The sequence below is a fragment of the Paenibacillus sonchi genome, from assembly GCF_016772475.1.
Lineage (GTDB): Bacteria > Bacillota > Bacilli > Paenibacillales > Paenibacillaceae > Paenibacillus_AQ > Paenibacillus_AQ sonchi.
Genome location: NZ_CP068595.1, coordinates 7,383,065 through 7,399,214, shown reverse-complemented (window position 1 = coordinate 7,399,214; position 16,150 = coordinate 7,383,065). Strand labels below are relative to the sequence as shown.

The following is a 16,150-nucleotide window of genomic DNA, read 5'->3' as shown; positions in this document are numbered from 1 at the left end:
AGTTGAAGTTGTAACGTTTTGATCTATTCTGTCTGATGTGTAACGATTGTTGACAGATTCACTGGAATGAGAACTGCATTAAAAAAAACGAAAGACTATAATTTATTGTGAATTAATTCACTAATATAATTATTTTACTTTAGGGGGAATCCGAGTGAAAGAGTATGCTATTCCAGCAACAGGGAAAATTGCAGTATTAACCGGCAATCGGGAAATTACAATCAAAGAACTTCCAATTCCCGAAATCAATGATGAGGAGATTCTGGTCCGTGTGGACGGATGCGGCATTTGCGGAACGGATGTTCATGAATACAAGGGCGATCCGTTCGGTTATATTCCGGTCCATCTGGGGCATGAAGGAACCGGTACCATTGTAAAGCTCGGTAAAAACGTAACCAGAGACTATTCAGGCAAGCCGCTGGCTATCGGTGATAAAATCGTAACCGGCCTCAAGCCCTGCGGCAAATGCGATATTTGTCTGAACCATCCGGAGCAGATTCATTTGTGTGGGAATGGAGAGATTTTCGGTTTGCTGCCTGGAGAAGCACATTACTTTAACGGCTGGTTCGGGGATTACATGAAAGTGAATGCGGGCGGCGTTGTGTTTAATGTGAGCGATATGGATACCGATTTGCGGATTTTAATCGAGCCGGCTGCAGTTGTCGTTCATGCGGTAGAGAAGGCTAAGGAAATTTTCAATTTCAAACATGATTCCTATGTTCTCATCCAAGGATGCGGTCCGATTGGGCTGCTCTTATTGGGCCTGGTACGGACAATGGGAGTACGGAACATTATTGCCCTGGATGCCGATCAGAAGCGGCTAGACCTGGCCAAACAATTAGGCGCTGCCGAAGTGGTGAACATTTCCCAAACGGCAGATCCTGTAGCTGCGGTCAAAGCGGTTGCGGGGGGGCTCGGTGCTGAAATGGCTTTCCAGGTGACCGGATCGCCGAAAGCGGCATCCATGATCTGGAACTATGTACGACGCGGCGGCTCGCTCTGTGAATTGGGCTTCTTTGTTAACAACGGAGAAACATCTTATAATCCCCATCTGGATATCTGCAACAAAGAGATTAAAGTAATCGGTTCCTGGACCTACGCATCAAAAGACTGGTTGCAGGCATGCGAATTTCTGAAAGAATGTACACTTCGCGGCATTCCGATTACCTCAATTATCTCGCATCGTTACAGCATTGATAATCTTACTGAAGCCTTCGAGAAGAACATCAGTATGGAAGGCTGTAAAATTATCTACCAGAGTGAACACTAATTTTATTGTAAGAAAACTGTGTAGAGGGATAAGCGGTATATACCGCTCATCCTTTTTTATTTCCATAAATAATTAAAATGTAGGTCTAAAAGCAATATTGTAGGTTGAAAAACGTAAACTTGTGCAAGTCATCCTATCAGAGATGAACTACATTAGATAAGCAACATTATACTAGCTTATATAAGGAGATGGCTTAATGTCTATGTTTAAGTTTTCTGTCGGCCCTTGGAATGTTCATGATGGAGCAGATACTTACGGGCCGGCAACCCGTACGGAAATCGATTTTGAAGAGAAAATCAAAACTTTTGCTGAAATGGGGTTCAGCGCAATCCAATTCCATGACGATGATGCAGTGCCCAATATGAACGTTCTGACAGATGAAGAAATAAAAACTGAAGCCAGAAAAGTGAAGGCCCTTCTGGACAAGTATAATTTGGTTGCCGAATTTGTAGCGCCCAGATTATGGATGGACCGACATACAGTGGACGGTGGATTCATGTCCGGATCTGAAGAAGACCGAGAATTTGCAATGTGGAGATCCTATCGCTCCATTGATATTGCTAACGAATTGGGCTGTGACAAAGTTGTTTTGTGGCTTGCCAGAGAAGGAACGCTTTGTGCTGAAAGTAAGAGTCCGGTTACAGCAACTAAGCAATTGATAGATGCAATCAATAAAATGCTGCAGTATGATGCTGAAATTAAAATCTTGATCGAACCCAAACCGAATGAGCCCATTGACCGGAGTATTTGTGGAACACTCGGCCATGTTCTTGCCGTATCAGCTGCAACTATAGATCCTTCAAGAGTCGGTGGTTTGCTTGAGTCTGCGCATGCAACATTGGCGGGGCTTGATCCATCCCACGAAATCGGATTTGCTTTGGCAATGAATAAGCTGTGGGGTGTCCACCTGAATGATCAGAACGGTTTGAAATTCGATCAAGACAAAAGCTTCGGTGTGGAGAACCTTCGTCAGGCCTTTAATCAGATTAAAGTGCTGGTTGAAAATAATTACGGCTCCAATGGTGAATATGTGGGACTTGATGTCAAGGCGATGAGAACCACAAAGGATCAAGACCGTTATAAACATTTGGAGAATAGCTTGAATATTGTAAGAACATTGGAAGAAAAGGCCAAACGTTTTGATTATGAGTTCCAGAAGCAATGTGTAGAAAATAGGGATTTCGAGGGACTGGAAATGTATGTGATGAACCTGCTGATGGGGATTGATTAACAGTAATGCCTATCCAAGGAGGTGCGGAGACATTGCCCCACAAGAAAAAAGTTGTCGTAGCAGGACATGTATGTCTGGATATTACGCCGAAATTCCCGCTCGATAAAAACTCCAATCTCAATGATATCCTGTTGCCAGGGAAATTGGTCCATATGCAGGGTGCCGATATTCATACCGGCGGGGTCGTGGCAAATACCGGCCTGGCTTTGAACTTATTCGGTGCAAACGTCAGTCTAAACGGGAAAATCGGACAAGATGCCTTCGGAAAGCTTGTTCTTGATCTTTTAAATGACTATGTGGATACAAGTTATATGGCTGTAAGCAATGATTCAAATACATCGTATACCATCGTTTTGGCTGCTCCCGGAGTTGACCGGATCTTTCTGCATAGTCCCGGAAGCAACAATACCTTTACTTATGAGGACCTCTCTCTGGATGCTATCAAGGAAGCGAATTTGTTCCATTTCGGCTATCCGCCGTTGATGAAGCGGATGTATGAACATGAAGGCGAGCAGCTAATACGGATATTTAAGATGGTAAAAGAAATAGGGGTTGTTACATCTCTGGATATGGCTGCTGTGGATCCCAAGTCTGAAGCAGGCCATGTGGACTGGGAAACTATTCTGCGCAGGATACTTCCTTACGTTGATATTTTTGTTCCGAGTATCGAAGAACTCTGTTACATGATTGACCATGAGCGATACGTCGACTGGCAACAACGGGCTGCCGGAAAAGACATCATTGAAATATTGTCAATCAGCGAGGACGTAAAACCTTTGGCCGATAAAATTCTGGGTATGGGGGCAAAAGTATTATTATTGAAATGCGGTGCGTTAGGATTGTATTACCGGGCAGAAAATGAAGATATTTTTAACCAGTTGTCTATTCCGGATATGTGCATTTCCGAATGGACAGAACTGGAGCATTTTGAAGAAAGCTATATTCCGGATCGCCTTGTATCGGCAACAGGTGCCGGGGATACGAGTATCGCCGCTTTCTTGTACGCCATGTTAAATGGATACTCCCTTAAACAAAGCCTTCAGTTGGCTGCTGCGGCAGGGGCCTCCTGTGTAACCGAGTTTGATCCATTAAGTGGATTACTTGCAATTGAAGAGCTCCAGCAGAAAATTAATAGTGGTTGGGAAAAACGAAAAATTTGTCAAATGTAATGTAAACGAGGGGGTTGGGAAGATGTTAGTGAATATGAACGAAGTTTTGCTGCCGGCACGAAAAGGGAAGTATGGTATAGGCATGTTCAATGCTGTGAATCTGGAAATGGCAAGAGGCATTATTGCAGCTGCGGAGCAAGCGAGTTCTCCGGTAATAATGGGGACTGCGGAGGTATTTTTCTCTTACTGTCCATTGGAGGAAGCAGCTTACTATTTAATTCCTATGGCGAAGAAGGCCAAAGTCCCGGTCGCCATTCATTTGGACCACGGTATGACAGAGGGTGCGTGCGCAAAGGCGCTGGAGCTTGGATTTACATCCATCATGTATGATTGTTCTCTGGAATCGTATGATGTGAATGTCCGTAAAGTTAAAGAGATGGCGAAGCTCGCGCATTCCTTCGGCGCTACTATTGAAGGGGAATTAGGTCATGTGGGCGATAATGAAGGTTCATATGAAGGTGAACATGCAACGGAGGATCCCAGCGCATTATTTACGGATCCTAAAATAGCGAAGAATTTCGTAGATCAAACCGGTATCGATGCCCTGGCCATCGCGGTAGGAACTGCACACGGAGCTTATAAACGTCCGCCTATGCTGGATTTTGAGAGAATAGAAACGATCTATAGAACGACTTCCGTTCCTTTGGTTCTGCATGGGGGCTCCGGATTAAGCGATTCTGATTTTAAACAAGCCATTCGGTCAGGGATCAGCAAAGTGAATATCTTTACAGATATCAACACAGCTGCTGTGGAAGCGATGTTCCGTCATTTCACCTCTTTCAACAAGGGAATGATTGATTTGATTCCGGCAACGGTTGAATCGATTAAAGAAAAAGTCATGGAAAAAATGGACTTGTTTGATTCTTATAACAAGGCTTGACACTTATTTTAGGCGAAAATAAAATCAGCGATTCTCTTAAACGGAGAATCGCTGATTTTTATGTTTGATGTTTATTTTTATATTCCTAGCAAAGGATTAGGACATTCACGAAGAACAGAAAGATGTTTCTGGCGCAGCTTTTGTAAGAGATTTAGCGTATTCTGCTCAGAATAATAGTTTTCCACCGTATTTAAAGGGCTTGGTATACTTCTTGTGATGTTGTCCTTCAAAACCTTTTTCTTGTATTCACCGGGTGTACAGCCAACGTTATCAAGGAAAGCTTTATTCATGTATCTATAATCGGAGAACCCGCATTCCAAGCAGATATCTAGCAGTTTCATACCTTCAGCTAGAAGTTTTTTAGCATAACTGAAGCGAAGGTTGTTTACATAATCCTGAAAGGATTGATTTAGATTCTCTTTGATAAACTGGGATAGGTAGGTCATCGAAAGACCTTCATTTTCTGCGATATCGGACAGACGGATTTTGTGGGTATAATGCTCATCGATATAATTTAATATCCGGGTCAAACGTTCAACCTTTACCATAGTTTTGTTTTTTTCATCGTCGCTAATTTGGTGATAAGGCAGGTTATTCAAAAGAACCCCGAATAATAAATTCAGCATACTCATGCAAGAAAATTCAAAGCCTTTTGGCCTTGCGAAATACTGCCATGCCATTTCAATCATTAGGGATTTTATATATGTATAGGTATCTCCGGTTATATGCTGCTCCAAAGTTACGGAATCAAAAACAATATTGGAAATTCCCCGAAAATAGTTTTTGCAAAAGTGGGGTGAAATCTGCAGGCATAAAATGGTCGTTTTGCTTTCTAAGGTTCGGATTTCATGCGGCTGATTGGTATTTAACAGTATAGAGGAGTCAGGGTTCAATCGATAGACCTGTTGCTTGGAATGAATGTCCAGTTTGCCTTCAAGCACGAGATCAATTTCCAGTTCCCTATGCAGATGAGAGGTACGATAGTCCATATCCACTAAGAAAATATTAAGATGTTTGATACTGGGGTGGTCTATAATTTCAAATTCCTTTTTCATTCATTTGTCTTCCCCTCAATCTATATATTTAACTATATCAGTTGAAGCCGTTAATTTCGACTCTTTTCAAGGAAAAGCCGCTAGAACTTTCACCGTAAATTTGTAGCTACTTAATCATAAACTTATGCAAGTTGGGAACATGTAAAAGCAGTATGATGGAAGCGCATTCTTTTGAAGATAAAAAGGAGGATCTGAATGACTACATTTTATGCACCAACGTCGCCAGAAATCAGTAAAAGAGAACAGACGCACATGGAAACCATTCGTGCGCTTGCAGCTAACTGCATGGTGTTGTTGGAGAATGATGGAACGTTGCCGTTATCAGCCCAAACAAAAAAAGTAGCTCTCTTCGGAAATGGGGCAAGACATACTGTAAAAGGGGGCACCGGATCCGGGGATGTCAATTCCAGAGTGGTTGTGGCTATTGAACAAGGTTTGGAAAAAGCGGGTTATACTGTGACAACTAAGAATTGGCTGGGTGAATACGACCAGTGTGTGGCACAAGCCAAGCAAACATACACAGAGAAGCTGGAAGCTGTAAAAAAACAATACGGATCGTCTGCCGGCGTTCTTTACTATTTGAAAAATCCTTTTCTGGAACCGCATGTACAGGCAGTAACGACCAAAGATATTCATGAATCCGGTACAGATACTGCGGTTTATGTTTTGGCCAGAAATTCCGGAGAAGGTAAAGACAGAAATAATACCAGGGGAGAATTTCAATTAGCAGAAGAAGAACTAGAGGCAATTCGTTTACTTGCCGCCTCCTACAAAAAGTTTATTCTATTGTTAAACATTGGAGGGATTATAGATACAACGGAATTGTTGCAAATTCAGGGGATTAATGCGATTCTGATGATCGGACAGCTGGGAAACATTACCGGTTTTGCAGTAACGGATGTTTTGTTCGGAAAGACGGTTCCATCCGGCAAGCTGACTGATACATGGGCCTCGAACTATCTGGACTACCCTTCTTCCGATACATACAGTCATATGAATGGAGATGTAGACGATGAATATTACTCGGAAGGCATTTATGTAGGTTATCGCTATTTCGATACGTTCAACATTACGCCAAACTATTGCTTTGGATACGGGAAAGCGTATACAGAGTTCTCAATCCAGACGCTGGATATAACGGTGAATGAGGAGAATATATCGGTTACTGTTGAGGTTAAAAATATCGGTAAAATTCATCCCGGCAGAGAAGTTGTACAAATCTATACCTCTGCTCCGGCTGGATCATTGGAAAAACCATATCAAGAATTATCTGCGTTTGCCAAAACACAATTGCTTGCCCCCGGAGGAGATGAGATACTCACCATTTCTTTTCCGGTAAGCAGCATGGCATCCTATAGTGAGAAGGAAGCGGCATGGGTTATGGAAGCGGGTACCTATTATATCCGTGTGGGCAATGCCTCCAGAAACACTAAAATTGAAGCCGCGATACATTTATCCAGCACCGTCAAAACCGTGCAGTTAAAAAATCTGTTCCCGATGGATGAACCGATGGAAGAGATAAGTTCCCGAAACATCTCATCATATTCTTATGCCTCCGAAGCGTTTGAAAAAGAAAATGCAAAAATATTGACCCTAGATCCATCTGAGATTCTGCTTCAGTTAATAAAGTATCAAAGCGAAAGACCCACATACCTTGATCAGTATCCGGATGTCAAAATTACAATTGATGAAGTTAAAAATAAACAATTTACTTCAGAAGAGCTAATAGCCCAGCTTACTGTACAAGAAATGGCGGAGCTTTGTGTGGGAACCTCGGGAGGCCGGGCAACTGTCGTCGCTAATGCAGCAATTACTGTACCAGGAGCTGGCGGAGAAACTGCGACACTGGAAGATAGAGGGATTAGAAGTATAGTTCTGGCCGATGGGCCGGCAGGCTTACGGCTAACACCCCATTTCAGAGCAACTGCAGACAGAGAATTGCTGCCTGGCGGAGAAATTATGGGATTTGATTATAATCCACTCCCCGAAGCAGGACCGGAAGGATCAGTGGATTATTATCAGTACTGTACAGCTATCCCGGTTGCGACTTCACTTGCTCAATCATGGGATATGAACTTAATTGAGCACATTGGCAAGATTGTCGGAAAGGAAATGCAGGAATTCCATGTCCACCTTTGGTTGGCTCCTGGCATGAATATACACAGAAATCCTTTGTGCGGACGTAATTTTGAATATTATTCTGAAGATCCGTTGCTTACAGGAAAATGTGCAGCAGCTGAAACAAGAGGGGTACAATACTATCCCGGTCAGGGTACGACATTAAAGCATTTTGCTGCGAATAACCATGAAGATAATCGAATGTTTACTAATGCGCATGTCAGTGAACGGACGTTACGTGAAATTTATCTTAAAGGTTTTGAAATCGCAGTGAAAGAATCAAGACCTTTGTCCATTATGACGTCCTACAATCTGATTAATGGGACGCATGCAGCCAATCATTTTGATTTAATTCAATCCGCTGCAAGAGATGAATGGGGCTTTGCGGGGGTTGTAATGACCGATTGGTACACTTCCAATAAACTGACTGATGAGATTCATAAGTATCCTATATCCTCCAGTCCGCTATGCATTAAAGCAGGAAATGACTTGCAAATGCCGGGGTCTCAACAGAATATCGATGATATTGTTTCGGCCATTGAAGCAGGGGAGAGAGCATAACCTTGGCTGACCTGCAATTTTGTGTAACCAATATATTAAATGTAAGTTTACGAATTCACTGAAATAACGAATTTATGAATTAGAAACCGCCCCGGGCAGCCATACAACAGCTGCCCGGGGCGGTTTTGTTTTTTTGTTTGCGAATTAAGGTTGCCTATAAACAAAATGACTATTTATCGGAACGAATATTACTATTTCGATTAATAGATCAAATGTTAAGATCATCAAGGAGCAAAGCAAATTTGCTATAAATGGAGGTGAACAACAATGGCTATTGCGGGAATTGATATCGGGACGACCGGATGCAAATGTACGATCTATAACCGGGAAGGACACTTTCTGGGTGAAGCCTATAAAGAGTACCCTACAGAGCAGACGGATAAACACACTCTGGATGCGGAAATGGTATGGAGTTATACCAAAGATGTTTTGCGGGAAGCGGCACTTCAGATCCAGGTACCTCTAGAAGCGATCGGAGTGACTTCCTTCGGAGAAGCTGCTATATGGCTGAACCACCAAATGGAGCCCATGGCTCCTTCTCTGTTATATACGCATCCCGATGGTCAAGAGCAATGCGACCGCTTGACCAATCATTTTGGCAAAGCGTATATAACCCGAACGACGGGCTTGAATCCGAATCCGATGTACAGCGTTTCCAAGCTGATGTATTCTCGCGAACAACGGCCGGGTCAGGCAACAGAATGCCAAGGCATTTGCTGTTTCGGCGATTTTATCGTCTATATGCTGAGCGGTGTGCAGCAGATGGATTACTCTCTGGCCAGCCGGACGATGGCTTTTGATATCAATCATCTGAAGTGGGATGAAGCTATTCTGGAATATGCCGGTATCGACAAGGCTTGGATGCCCAATCCGGTTCAGATTGGTACTATTGCCGGGAAGATTAGAAGCTCGGTGGCGGAGGAACTGGGCATCGGCAGAAATATCATCATCGTATCCGGATGCCATGACCAGATTGCAGCATCAATTGGTACCGGAGCCTATCAACCAGGGATGGCGGTTGAAGGGGTACAGCGGCAAAGTTGTTGAGGCTCTGCGCATGCGGTTAAAAGCAGACCGCAATCATCTGAAAACAGGGTTTGTCGGGACACCTTACTTAAATCATGTACTGACAACCCATGGCTGCAACGATCTTGCTTATACCCTTTTGCTCAATGACGATTACCCGAGCTGGCTTTAATGCCGTGAAGCTGGGTGCAACGACCATTTGGGAACGGTGGAATTCCATCCTACCGGACGGAACGATTAGCGGTACAGGTATGAATTCCTTGAACCATTATGCCTACGGCGCAATTGTGGAATGGATGTATCGCAGCGTGGCTGGGATATCAATGAGCAAGGGCATTTAGGCTTCAATTTCGAAATACCTTTTAACGCATCAGCCCGCGTTCGATTACCCATACCCATTTAAAGGATATAGAGGTCAACGGTCTTACTTGGGAGCAGGCCGGCATCACCGGTGAGCAGCAGGGAGAAGAGGTACGGCTGGAATTGCAGAGCGGCAGCTATTCAATCCACTACCTGCCGTCAAAGAGTTATTTGAGGGAAATGAGCACAAGAACCCCGCTGGTTGAGCTGCTGCGCCACGATGAGGCTGCATCCTTAATCCGGACAATGATATCTGAACAGGCTGGAATTAATCCGAATGATCTGGGCGCTTCCGTAGGTGTGTCCTCCCTCCGGGATCTGGCTGCGATCTATTCACTGCCAGCAGAATTGCTGGATCAGATGGATGAACAGTTAAGCTATATAAAATGACAACAGTTGTAAAAGAAATAAGACGAAGCTGGATTCTCCGCTTCGTCTCATTTGTATGCTTCAACTATCAGAACCCATGTTAAATTTGTTTTGTATTGGTGACAAAAGGGTTTATCCCTTGGATTTTTTTACTTTTTGGCGGGAGCATATAGGTTTTGTTTTTTCAATCTTCTTATTAGTGTTGTTATCGACAAGATCATGATTACGAATAGAGCCGCCAGATAATAGGGGAATAACTTCATACCAATCCCTTGCGCCAGTAAACCAAACAGTGGCGGCATTATTGTAATCCCCACATAGGAGGCAGCCATCTGGGCTCCCATCATCGACTGTGAGATGTCTTTTCCGAAATTTGCTGGTGTCAGATGGGTGAGGTTGGGGAAAATAGGCGCGATTCCAAAACCGACCATGAACAGGGCGAAAGCAGAGAATTCTGATTGAATGGGTAGCATAAGTGTTATTAGCGCGGCGGCTAGGATGCTTTGTCCAATGTGGATCAATTTCCAGCTCGACAGCTTATCTGCTAGGAGACCAGAGAGCAGTCTTCCTGCTGTCATCCCTATATAATACAAGGTGAGGTATTTGGCTGCACTTTCTACGGACAAGCCTTTGGTATGTACCAGGAAAGTGCTTCCCCAGATGCCTGCGGTTGTCTCGATTGCACAGGAACTGATAAAGGTCATCCATGCCGCTCTTGCTGAAGGTAGCCTAAACAGATAGGCAAGACTGACTGTTTTGGATACATTCCCCCTGTCTTCTTGAAGGCTCCGGTTAGCTTTCTTCCATACAGGCAAGGTTAGCAAGACGATGAGTGCGATAACACCCTGAATCAGAGAAACCGTGTAATAACCTTCCCGCCAGTTGTTCTGTTCAGAAAGCGAAAGTGACATCAGATAAGGACTGATGGAAACCCCGACACCATAAAAGCAATGCAGAAGATTCATATGGCTGGCTTTATAATGGAGCGCCACGTAGTTGTTGAGCCCCGAATCTACAGCTCCAGCTCCCAGTCCGAGCGGAAGAGCAAACAGGCACAACCATAGTATATTCGATGAATAAGCGAAGCCCAGCAGTGCAGCAGCAGTCATAATGACGCTGATTGCAGTGACCTTGCCGGTACCGTACTTGTTAATCACCTTAGCGCTAATCAAACTCGAAATGATTGTACATCCAGAAATGGCGAATGTGACGTATCCTGCTGCCGAAACCGGTAATCCGAACTCTTGGTTAATGGCTGGCCAAGCTGTGCCAAAAAGTGAATCTGGGATCCCCAAGCTGATAAATGCAATGAAGATAATCAATAATAGAAGTCTTGCCATAGTACCCTCCTGCGATGTTGTCGAAAACGGGAGTCCAGGGAAATTTCTGAACACGAGTTCAAATATATCACAGAGAAATAGTGTTTTTCTTGCATAATTAATTCATAATGTAGTACTATATCGCCAAAAGGGGGGAGAGTTGTGGTAGTCACGGACGAACAAATGAAGGAGATGGCAACACACGGCTCCCGGCAATTTCCGATTGAATATTATGTAGACGATACCGCACAGTTTTCAAATCACTGCATTAACCGCCACTGGCATGATGAAGTGGAATTTGCTTTCATCCAGGAAGGGCATGCGGACTATTGGATAGGCGAAAAGTCCGTGCCGCTCAGCGAAGGAGATGGGATTTTCATAAATACGAGGATTATTCACGGTTATAAAGCTAGTAGGAGAGCGATTGTGCCCAACATCGTGTTTTCTCCGGAGTTAGTGTCGGGTGGTAATCAGACGGTATACCAAAAATTTGTACAACCCCTTCTGTACTCCTCCATTTCATGCTTATATTTGAGCAGCCGTATTCATTGGCAAGAAGAGATCATACGAAATTTGCAGACTGTCTTCCATCTATTGAATTCAGGGGAAGAAACAAAAGAGATTGACGTTCAGATTGGTATCGCGTCCATATGGCGCAGTTTGTACTTACATCGGCACTCCTGCATGGAATTGCCACAAACACCTAGTTTTCTGAACACTCAGGCACGGCTGCGGATGATGCTGGAGTACATTTATGAGAACTATAGGGAGAAACTTCGCCTTTTGGATATTGCATCTGCTGCAAAGGTAAGTAAAAGCGAGGCGTTGCGCTGCTTTAAGGAAGGGACGGATACTTCTCCTGTGGACTATCTAATTCAGTTCAGGTTGAATAAGGCTAGAGAATTAATGCTGACTACGGGGAATACCGTTTCGGAAGTTGCCGAAATGACCGGATTTGAAACCGTGGGGTATTTTGACCGAATGTTTAAAAAAGCCTTTGGTGTCACTCCAAAACATCTGCGAATGCGTTAAGCGGCCAGTTTTCTTTACTCACTCTGGGCCTTGCACATGAAGAATGTATGTCAGAGGTAACCCTCGAGGATATTAAGCTGCAGGATTCGTTCTTGACGCTTCGTGCGTGGATGACAAGCAGGCTGTAAACGTAGGAGGAGTGACTCTCTATGGTTCCGGATTCGGCAATCACGATCAAGATATTGCAATTCGGGACCACCTTAGCTGCTCGGTAATTGTTCAATGAATAATGAGTTTTAGATTGTTGTATTAAAAGAAACAGCGGCGTACCAAGACTTCTATAATAAAGTCTTAGACTGCCGCTGGTGTCATTAAACTAACTTTACCTTCAAATATTTAAACCTTTCATGCTGATATCATCGTATCTACCACCTTGAACAGCAGACTGAGGGCTAACAGCTTCAATACGCGCTAAGTCATCTGGAGTTAGCACAATGTCCGAAGCTCCTGCATTTTCCTCTAGAAAACTAACTCGTCTCGTTCCAGGGATTGGAAGTGCTCCTTTTGCTAATGACCATGCCAATGCCAGTTGCGATGGTGTACTGCCTTTTTCTTTGGCGATCTTTGTAATCTCATCAACGATATCCACGTTCTTTTGGAAATTCTCTTTTTGGAATCGTGGTAAATATCTACGGACATCGTCCTCTGCAAGATCCTCAAATTTGCGTAGTTCTCCGGATATAAATCCACGACTTAAAGGACTATAAGCAACAAATGTGATTCCCAATTCGTTGACAACAGGTAGAATTTCGGCCTCTACATCTCTACTCCAAAGGGAGTATTCGGTTTGTAGCGCAGATATAGGATGTACAGCATGAGCACGTCTTATAGTTTGTGCTGATGCTTCGGATAGGCCAAGATAGCGCACTTTACCTTCCTTAACGAGGTCTGCCATCGCTCCAACTGTTTCTTCGATAGGTACGTTAGGATCAACACGATGTTGATAATAAAGATCAATATAGTCGATATCTAATCGGAGCAGGCTATCTTCTACCGCTTTTTTAACATAGTCCGGATGACCGTTAACTCCTTGGAAGTTCGGTCCATGTGCGAATTTGGTAGCAACAATCGCTTGCTCTCGCCGACCTTTTAATGCTCGTCCGAGTAATTCTTCGTTATGCCCATTTCCATAAACATCTGCAGTATCTAAGAGATTAACACCGAGGTCTATTGCTCTCTGAATTGTTTGTATCGACTGTTCGTCATTACTGTGACCATATAAACCAGACATTCCCATAAGTCCTAAACCAATCGACGATACTGTAATTTCACTGTTGCCTAGTTTGCGTGTTTTCATTTCGGTCACTCCTCTGTTATTGGAATCGGGATTATCATATCACTAACGAACAAAGTTTACAAGTTTAATAATAAGTGTAAAGATAGTTTTCTTTATAAAACATGAATCTTCAGTTATACTATGTAAAAAAGGGGGGACCATTTTGAAGGATGAGCAAAAAAATATGGAGAAGTTTCGTGAAACCCAGAACAAATTACTTTTTAGATTGTTACCGTGCATAAATAAAAGTGGATTTCATTCTTTACGAATGGATGAAATTGCAAAAATAATGAATATAAGTAGAGTGACTTTGTATAAATATTTCTCTACAAAAGAAGAAATTATCCAAATCGTCACAAATTCTTTTATTGAATTTTTCAAGGAAATGATAATACTTGATCCCCCAAATGAAGAAAGTTTGTATGCTGCCCGTTTTCAACAGTTATTTGAGCAATCGGTTTCACTTTCTACATTTATTACTGAGGAATACAAGAGAGATCTATCCAGTGAATATCCAGAGATATATGAACAATTGTTTATTGTCATACAAGAGCGCGAAAAACAATTGCTCAACTTTTACAATGAAGGAATTAAAAATGGAATTTTCAATGAATTAAATGGGCAAGTTTTGATTTTGCAAGATCAATTACTGACCACCATGTTAGATACTAAATACCTACTAATGAATCATTTGACGGTTGAACAGGTGCTTTATGACTTTTACAAATTAAAAAAGATACAGTTGTTTAGGCCTGAGAAGCTCTTTTTGGTGGATGATAATCTAATTGTGCCCAAAATTGATTATTTAACATTAAAGGTATCAAAAGCTTTATATTCAACTTAAAGCAAAAGACATCCACAATTATGGATGTCTTTTGCTTTTGCTGCATTCTTTTTAGCTATCTAATTCTCACACTATTGCTTGTCAGGCTTCAATCGATCGTTTTTCCAAACTTCAATCCAAAGCTCTCCATCATCTCTAGAATGGGGAGGAACTCACACCCTTTTGGTGTTAGTGAATACTCCACTCTAGGAGGTACCTCTGGAAAAACGTTACGGTATATCAGACCATCCTTTTCTAATTCACGTAATTGCTTGGTTAGAGACCCTTGTGAAATATCATTTAACAATGCTTTGATTTCACCAAAACGGTGTTCCTTTGTTTTTAAAAACCAAAGAATAAGAAATTTCCAGCGCCCAGAAAGCACATGCTGTGTATACGCCATACCAAAAATTACAGGATATTCTTCTATAAATTCTTTTTGAAAGCCGTCTTTGCATATTCTAGTCACATCATTTATCCCTCTCTTGTACATAGTACATTAAATGATACTAACTCCACTTTTATTGCCTACTTTTAAGTTTGGGGAGTTAACTTTATTATATGAAATATAATCAGCTTACTCAAATAGGGGGAATATTTTATGAATAATCGTATCACTAAGCTATTAAATATTGACTATCCGGTAATCTCAGCAGCTATGAACTGGGTGACATCGGCTGAGTTTGTTGCGGCTGTATCTAATGCCGGCGGTTTGGGGTATTAGGTCCTAATGCCGGGCAAAATATGCCCGCTTCCAGTCTTGAACAATTCTCTGGAAATCTTAAGTCGGAAATCCGAAAAGTGAAACAACTAACGAATAAAACGTTTGCAGTTAATTATATATTTCCTCATAACGAAGATGAAAGCTCTCCTTTTACCAATGCTTTATTTGATGTCTTAGTTGAGGAACAAGTGAAAACTGTCGTTGCAATTGGTTTTAAAATGATCAGAAGTGAAGTGGAAAAATTGAAGAAACATGGTTTTACAATATTATATAGACCTATTAATCCTACAGTTCAGAGTTCGATTGAAGCAGACCAGTTAGGCGTCGATGCCTTAATTGTTACGGGAAGAGAAGCAGGAGGGCACATTAGCCAGTACGATATAAGTACATCCTCTCTAGTATCTCAAGTTACATCCGTTGTTAGCGTACCTGTTATTGCAGCGGGAGGAATTGTTGATGGGAAAGGTGCCAAAGCCGTATTTGCGATGGGAGCAGAAGGTGTCTACATGGGAACAAGATTTATTACTGCACTGGAGAATCCTGCGAGCATTACTGCCAAGCAAGCCATTATAAATGTAAACAGTGAAGATTTTCTAGAATTAGAAGGCGCGAACGAAAGAACGATTCCAACTGAAGCAGGAAAAAAAGCTTATGAGCTACTAAAGAACGGGCAGAAAGAAGAAGCCTTAAAATATTATAAAGATGGGATCAAAATAGGCATTTTGGAAGGTGATTTAGTGAATGGGACGTTGAGCATCTCGCCAGCAGCAGGAGGGATCAAACAAATTAATACATGCAAGGAAATTATTGAGGAAGTAGCTCATTCGATAAGCTGAATTGCAGAAGGGGGGAGTACCTGTTTGCTCCGCTCCTATTACGGATGAGCAATTAAAAAGTGTTGTCCAACTATAGTAGTCAGACAACACTTTAAATTGAG

General features: G+C 42.5%; 17 protein-coding genes. 13 read left to right on the top strand and 4 right to left on the bottom strand.

Going from position 1 to position 16,150, the window contains the following annotated elements; genetic code table 11:
• Positions 1-154: 154 nt before the first annotated feature.
• The 4 genes from JI735_RS33295 (at position 155) to JI735_RS33280 (ending at position 4,550) form a co-directional block, all read left to right on the top strand.
• On the top strand, positions 155-1,270 hold the full coding sequence (locus JI735_RS33295) for a zinc-dependent alcohol dehydrogenase (protein ID WP_202676859.1): 1,116 nt from the start codon (positions 155-157) through the stop codon (positions 1,268-1,270).
• 196 nt (positions 1,271-1,466) lie between these two features.
• Positions 1,467-2,501 (top strand): TIM barrel protein, encoded by a 1,035-nt coding sequence (locus JI735_RS33290; protein ID WP_039834031.1) that lies wholly within the window; start codon positions 1,467-1,469, stop codon positions 2,499-2,501.
• 32 nt (positions 2,502-2,533) lie between these two features.
• On the top strand, positions 2,534-3,670 hold the full coding sequence (locus JI735_RS33285; protein WP_039834030.1) for a carbohydrate kinase family protein: 1,137 nt from the start codon (positions 2,534-2,536) through the stop codon (positions 3,668-3,670).
• Positions 3,671-3,692: 22 nt separating this feature from the next.
• On the top strand, positions 3,693-4,550 hold the full coding sequence (locus JI735_RS33280; RefSeq protein WP_039834029.1) for a class II fructose-bisphosphate aldolase: 858 nt from the start codon (positions 3,693-3,695) through the stop codon (positions 4,548-4,550).
• 77 nt (positions 4,551-4,627) lie between these two features.
• Here JI735_RS33280 and JI735_RS33275 read toward each other — a convergent pair whose 3' ends face one another.
• The gene (locus JI735_RS33275) at positions 4,628-5,605 is read right to left on the bottom strand and encodes an AraC family transcriptional regulator (RefSeq protein ID WP_039834028.1); all 978 of its coding nucleotides are present in this window, start codon (positions 5,603-5,605) and stop codon (positions 4,628-4,630) included.
• 195 nt (positions 5,606-5,800) lie between these two features.
• Here JI735_RS33275 and JI735_RS33270 point away from each other — a divergent pair, with 195 nt between their 5' ends.
• The 5 genes from JI735_RS33270 to JI735_RS33255 all read left to right on the top strand — a co-directional run bounded on the left by JI735_RS33270 (position 5,801) and on the right by JI735_RS33255 (position 10,060).
• Complete coding sequence (locus JI735_RS33270; protein WP_202676857.1) at positions 5,801-8,284, top strand: glycoside hydrolase family 3 protein; 2,484 nt, start codon at positions 5,801-5,803, stop codon at positions 8,282-8,284.
• Between the two features lie 267 nt (positions 8,285-8,551).
• Positions 8,552-9,331 (top strand): FGGY-family carbohydrate kinase, encoded by a 780-nt coding sequence (locus JI735_RS33265; protein ID WP_051051616.1) that lies wholly within the window; start codon positions 8,552-8,554, stop codon positions 9,329-9,331.
• The gene (locus JI735_RS37625; protein WP_325175563.1) at positions 9,249-9,482 is read left to right on the top strand and encodes an alpha-L-rhamnosidase-related protein; all 234 of its coding nucleotides are present in this window, start codon (positions 9,249-9,251) and stop codon (positions 9,480-9,482) included. Before JI735_RS33265 ends, JI735_RS37625 begins: the two co-directional genes overlap by 83 nt.
• Positions 9,457-9,651, top strand: a complete 195-nt coding sequence (locus JI735_RS37130) for an alpha-L-rhamnosidase-related protein (protein WP_267919088.1) — start codon at positions 9,457-9,459, stop codon at positions 9,649-9,651. The genes JI735_RS37625 and JI735_RS37130 overlap by 26 nt, the downstream gene beginning before the upstream one ends.
• Positions 9,652-9,850: 199 nt before the next feature.
• Positions 9,851-10,060, top strand: a complete 210-nt coding sequence (locus JI735_RS33255; protein ID WP_157771302.1) for a hypothetical protein — start codon at positions 9,851-9,853, stop codon at positions 10,058-10,060.
• A 128-nt stretch (positions 10,061-10,188) separates the two neighbouring features.
• Here the strand turns inward: JI735_RS33255 and JI735_RS33250 are convergent, their stop codons facing one another.
• Positions 10,189-11,379 (bottom strand): MFS transporter, encoded by a 1,191-nt coding sequence (locus JI735_RS33250; RefSeq protein ID WP_039834022.1) that lies wholly within the window; start codon positions 11,377-11,379, stop codon positions 10,189-10,191.
• Positions 11,380-11,520: 141 nt separating this feature from the next.
• Here JI735_RS33250 and JI735_RS33245 point away from each other — a divergent pair, with 141 nt between their 5' ends.
• Entirely contained in the window at positions 11,521-12,390 is an 870-nt protein-coding gene (locus JI735_RS33245) for an AraC family transcriptional regulator (protein WP_039834021.1), read from the top strand.
• 328 nt (positions 12,391-12,718) lie between these two features.
• Here the strand turns inward: JI735_RS33245 and JI735_RS33240 are convergent, their stop codons facing one another.
• Entirely contained in the window at positions 12,719-13,687 is a 969-nt protein-coding gene (locus JI735_RS33240; protein WP_039834020.1) for an aldo/keto reductase, read from the bottom strand.
• A 142-nt stretch (positions 13,688-13,829) separates the two neighbouring features.
• On the opposite strand from JI735_RS33240, the gene JI735_RS33235 reads away from it, so the two are divergent.
• Positions 13,830-14,510, top strand: coding sequence for a TetR/AcrR family transcriptional regulator (locus tag JI735_RS33235; RefSeq protein WP_233476185.1), 681 nt, complete (start codon positions 13,830-13,832; stop codon positions 14,508-14,510).
• An 88-nt stretch (positions 14,511-14,598) separates the two neighbouring features.
• Here JI735_RS33235 and JI735_RS33230 read toward each other — a convergent pair whose 3' ends face one another.
• Positions 14,599-14,958, bottom strand: coding sequence for a winged helix-turn-helix transcriptional regulator (locus JI735_RS33230; RefSeq protein ID WP_280631857.1), 360 nt, complete (start codon positions 14,956-14,958; stop codon positions 14,599-14,601).
• 132 nt (positions 14,959-15,090) lie between these two features.
• On the opposite strand from JI735_RS33230, the gene JI735_RS37125 reads away from it, so the two are divergent.
• Positions 15,091-15,213, top strand: a complete 123-nt coding sequence (locus tag JI735_RS37125; protein WP_267919085.1) for a nitronate monooxygenase — start codon at positions 15,091-15,093, stop codon at positions 15,211-15,213.
• A 20-nt stretch (positions 15,214-15,233) separates the two neighbouring features.
• Entirely contained in the window at positions 15,234-16,049 is an 816-nt protein-coding gene (locus JI735_RS33225) for an NAD(P)H-dependent flavin oxidoreductase (protein ID WP_267919084.1), read from the top strand.
• Positions 16,050-16,150: the final 101 nt, after the last annotated feature.

What these genes read in the sequence shown, in the direction of transcription:
- JI735_RS33250 (WP_039834022.1), bottom strand. Translation starts at nt 11,379, where the DNA reads ATGGCAAGACTTCTATTATTGATTATCTTCATTGCATTTATCAGCTTG.
- JI735_RS37625 (WP_325175563.1), top strand. Translation starts at nt 9,249, where the DNA reads ATGACCAGATTGCAGCATCAATTGGTACCGGAGCCTATCAACCAGGGA.
- JI735_RS33280 (WP_039834029.1), top strand. Translation starts at nt 3,693, where the DNA reads ATGTTAGTGAATATGAACGAAGTTTTGCTGCCGGCACGAAAAGGGAAG.
- JI735_RS33255 (WP_157771302.1), top strand. Translation starts at nt 9,851, where the DNA reads ATGAGCACAAGAACCCCGCTGGTTGAGCTGCTGCGCCACGATGAGGCT.
- JI735_RS33275 (WP_039834028.1), bottom strand. Translation starts at nt 5,605, where the DNA reads ATGAAAAAGGAATTTGAAATTATAGACCACCCCAGTATCAAACATCTT.
- JI735_RS33225 (WP_267919084.1), top strand. Translation starts at nt 15,234, where the DNA reads ATGCCCGCTTCCAGTCTTGAACAATTCTCTGGAAATCTTAAGTCGGAA.
- JI735_RS37130 (WP_267919088.1), top strand. Translation starts at nt 9,457, where the DNA reads ATGACGATTACCCGAGCTGGCTTTAATGCCGTGAAGCTGGGTGCAACG.
- JI735_RS33265 (WP_051051616.1), top strand. Translation starts at nt 8,552, where the DNA reads ATGGCTATTGCGGGAATTGATATCGGGACGACCGGATGCAAATGTACG.
- JI735_RS33240 (WP_039834020.1), bottom strand. Translation starts at nt 13,687, where the DNA reads ATGAAAACACGCAAACTAGGCAACAGTGAAATTACAGTATCGTCGATT.
- JI735_RS33270 (WP_202676857.1), top strand. Translation starts at nt 5,801, where the DNA reads ATGACTACATTTTATGCACCAACGTCGCCAGAAATCAGTAAAAGAGAA.
- JI735_RS37125 (WP_267919085.1), top strand. Translation starts at nt 15,091, where the DNA reads ATGAATAATCGTATCACTAAGCTATTAAATATTGACTATCCGGTAATC.
- JI735_RS33290 (WP_039834031.1), top strand. Translation starts at nt 1,467, where the DNA reads ATGTCTATGTTTAAGTTTTCTGTCGGCCCTTGGAATGTTCATGATGGA.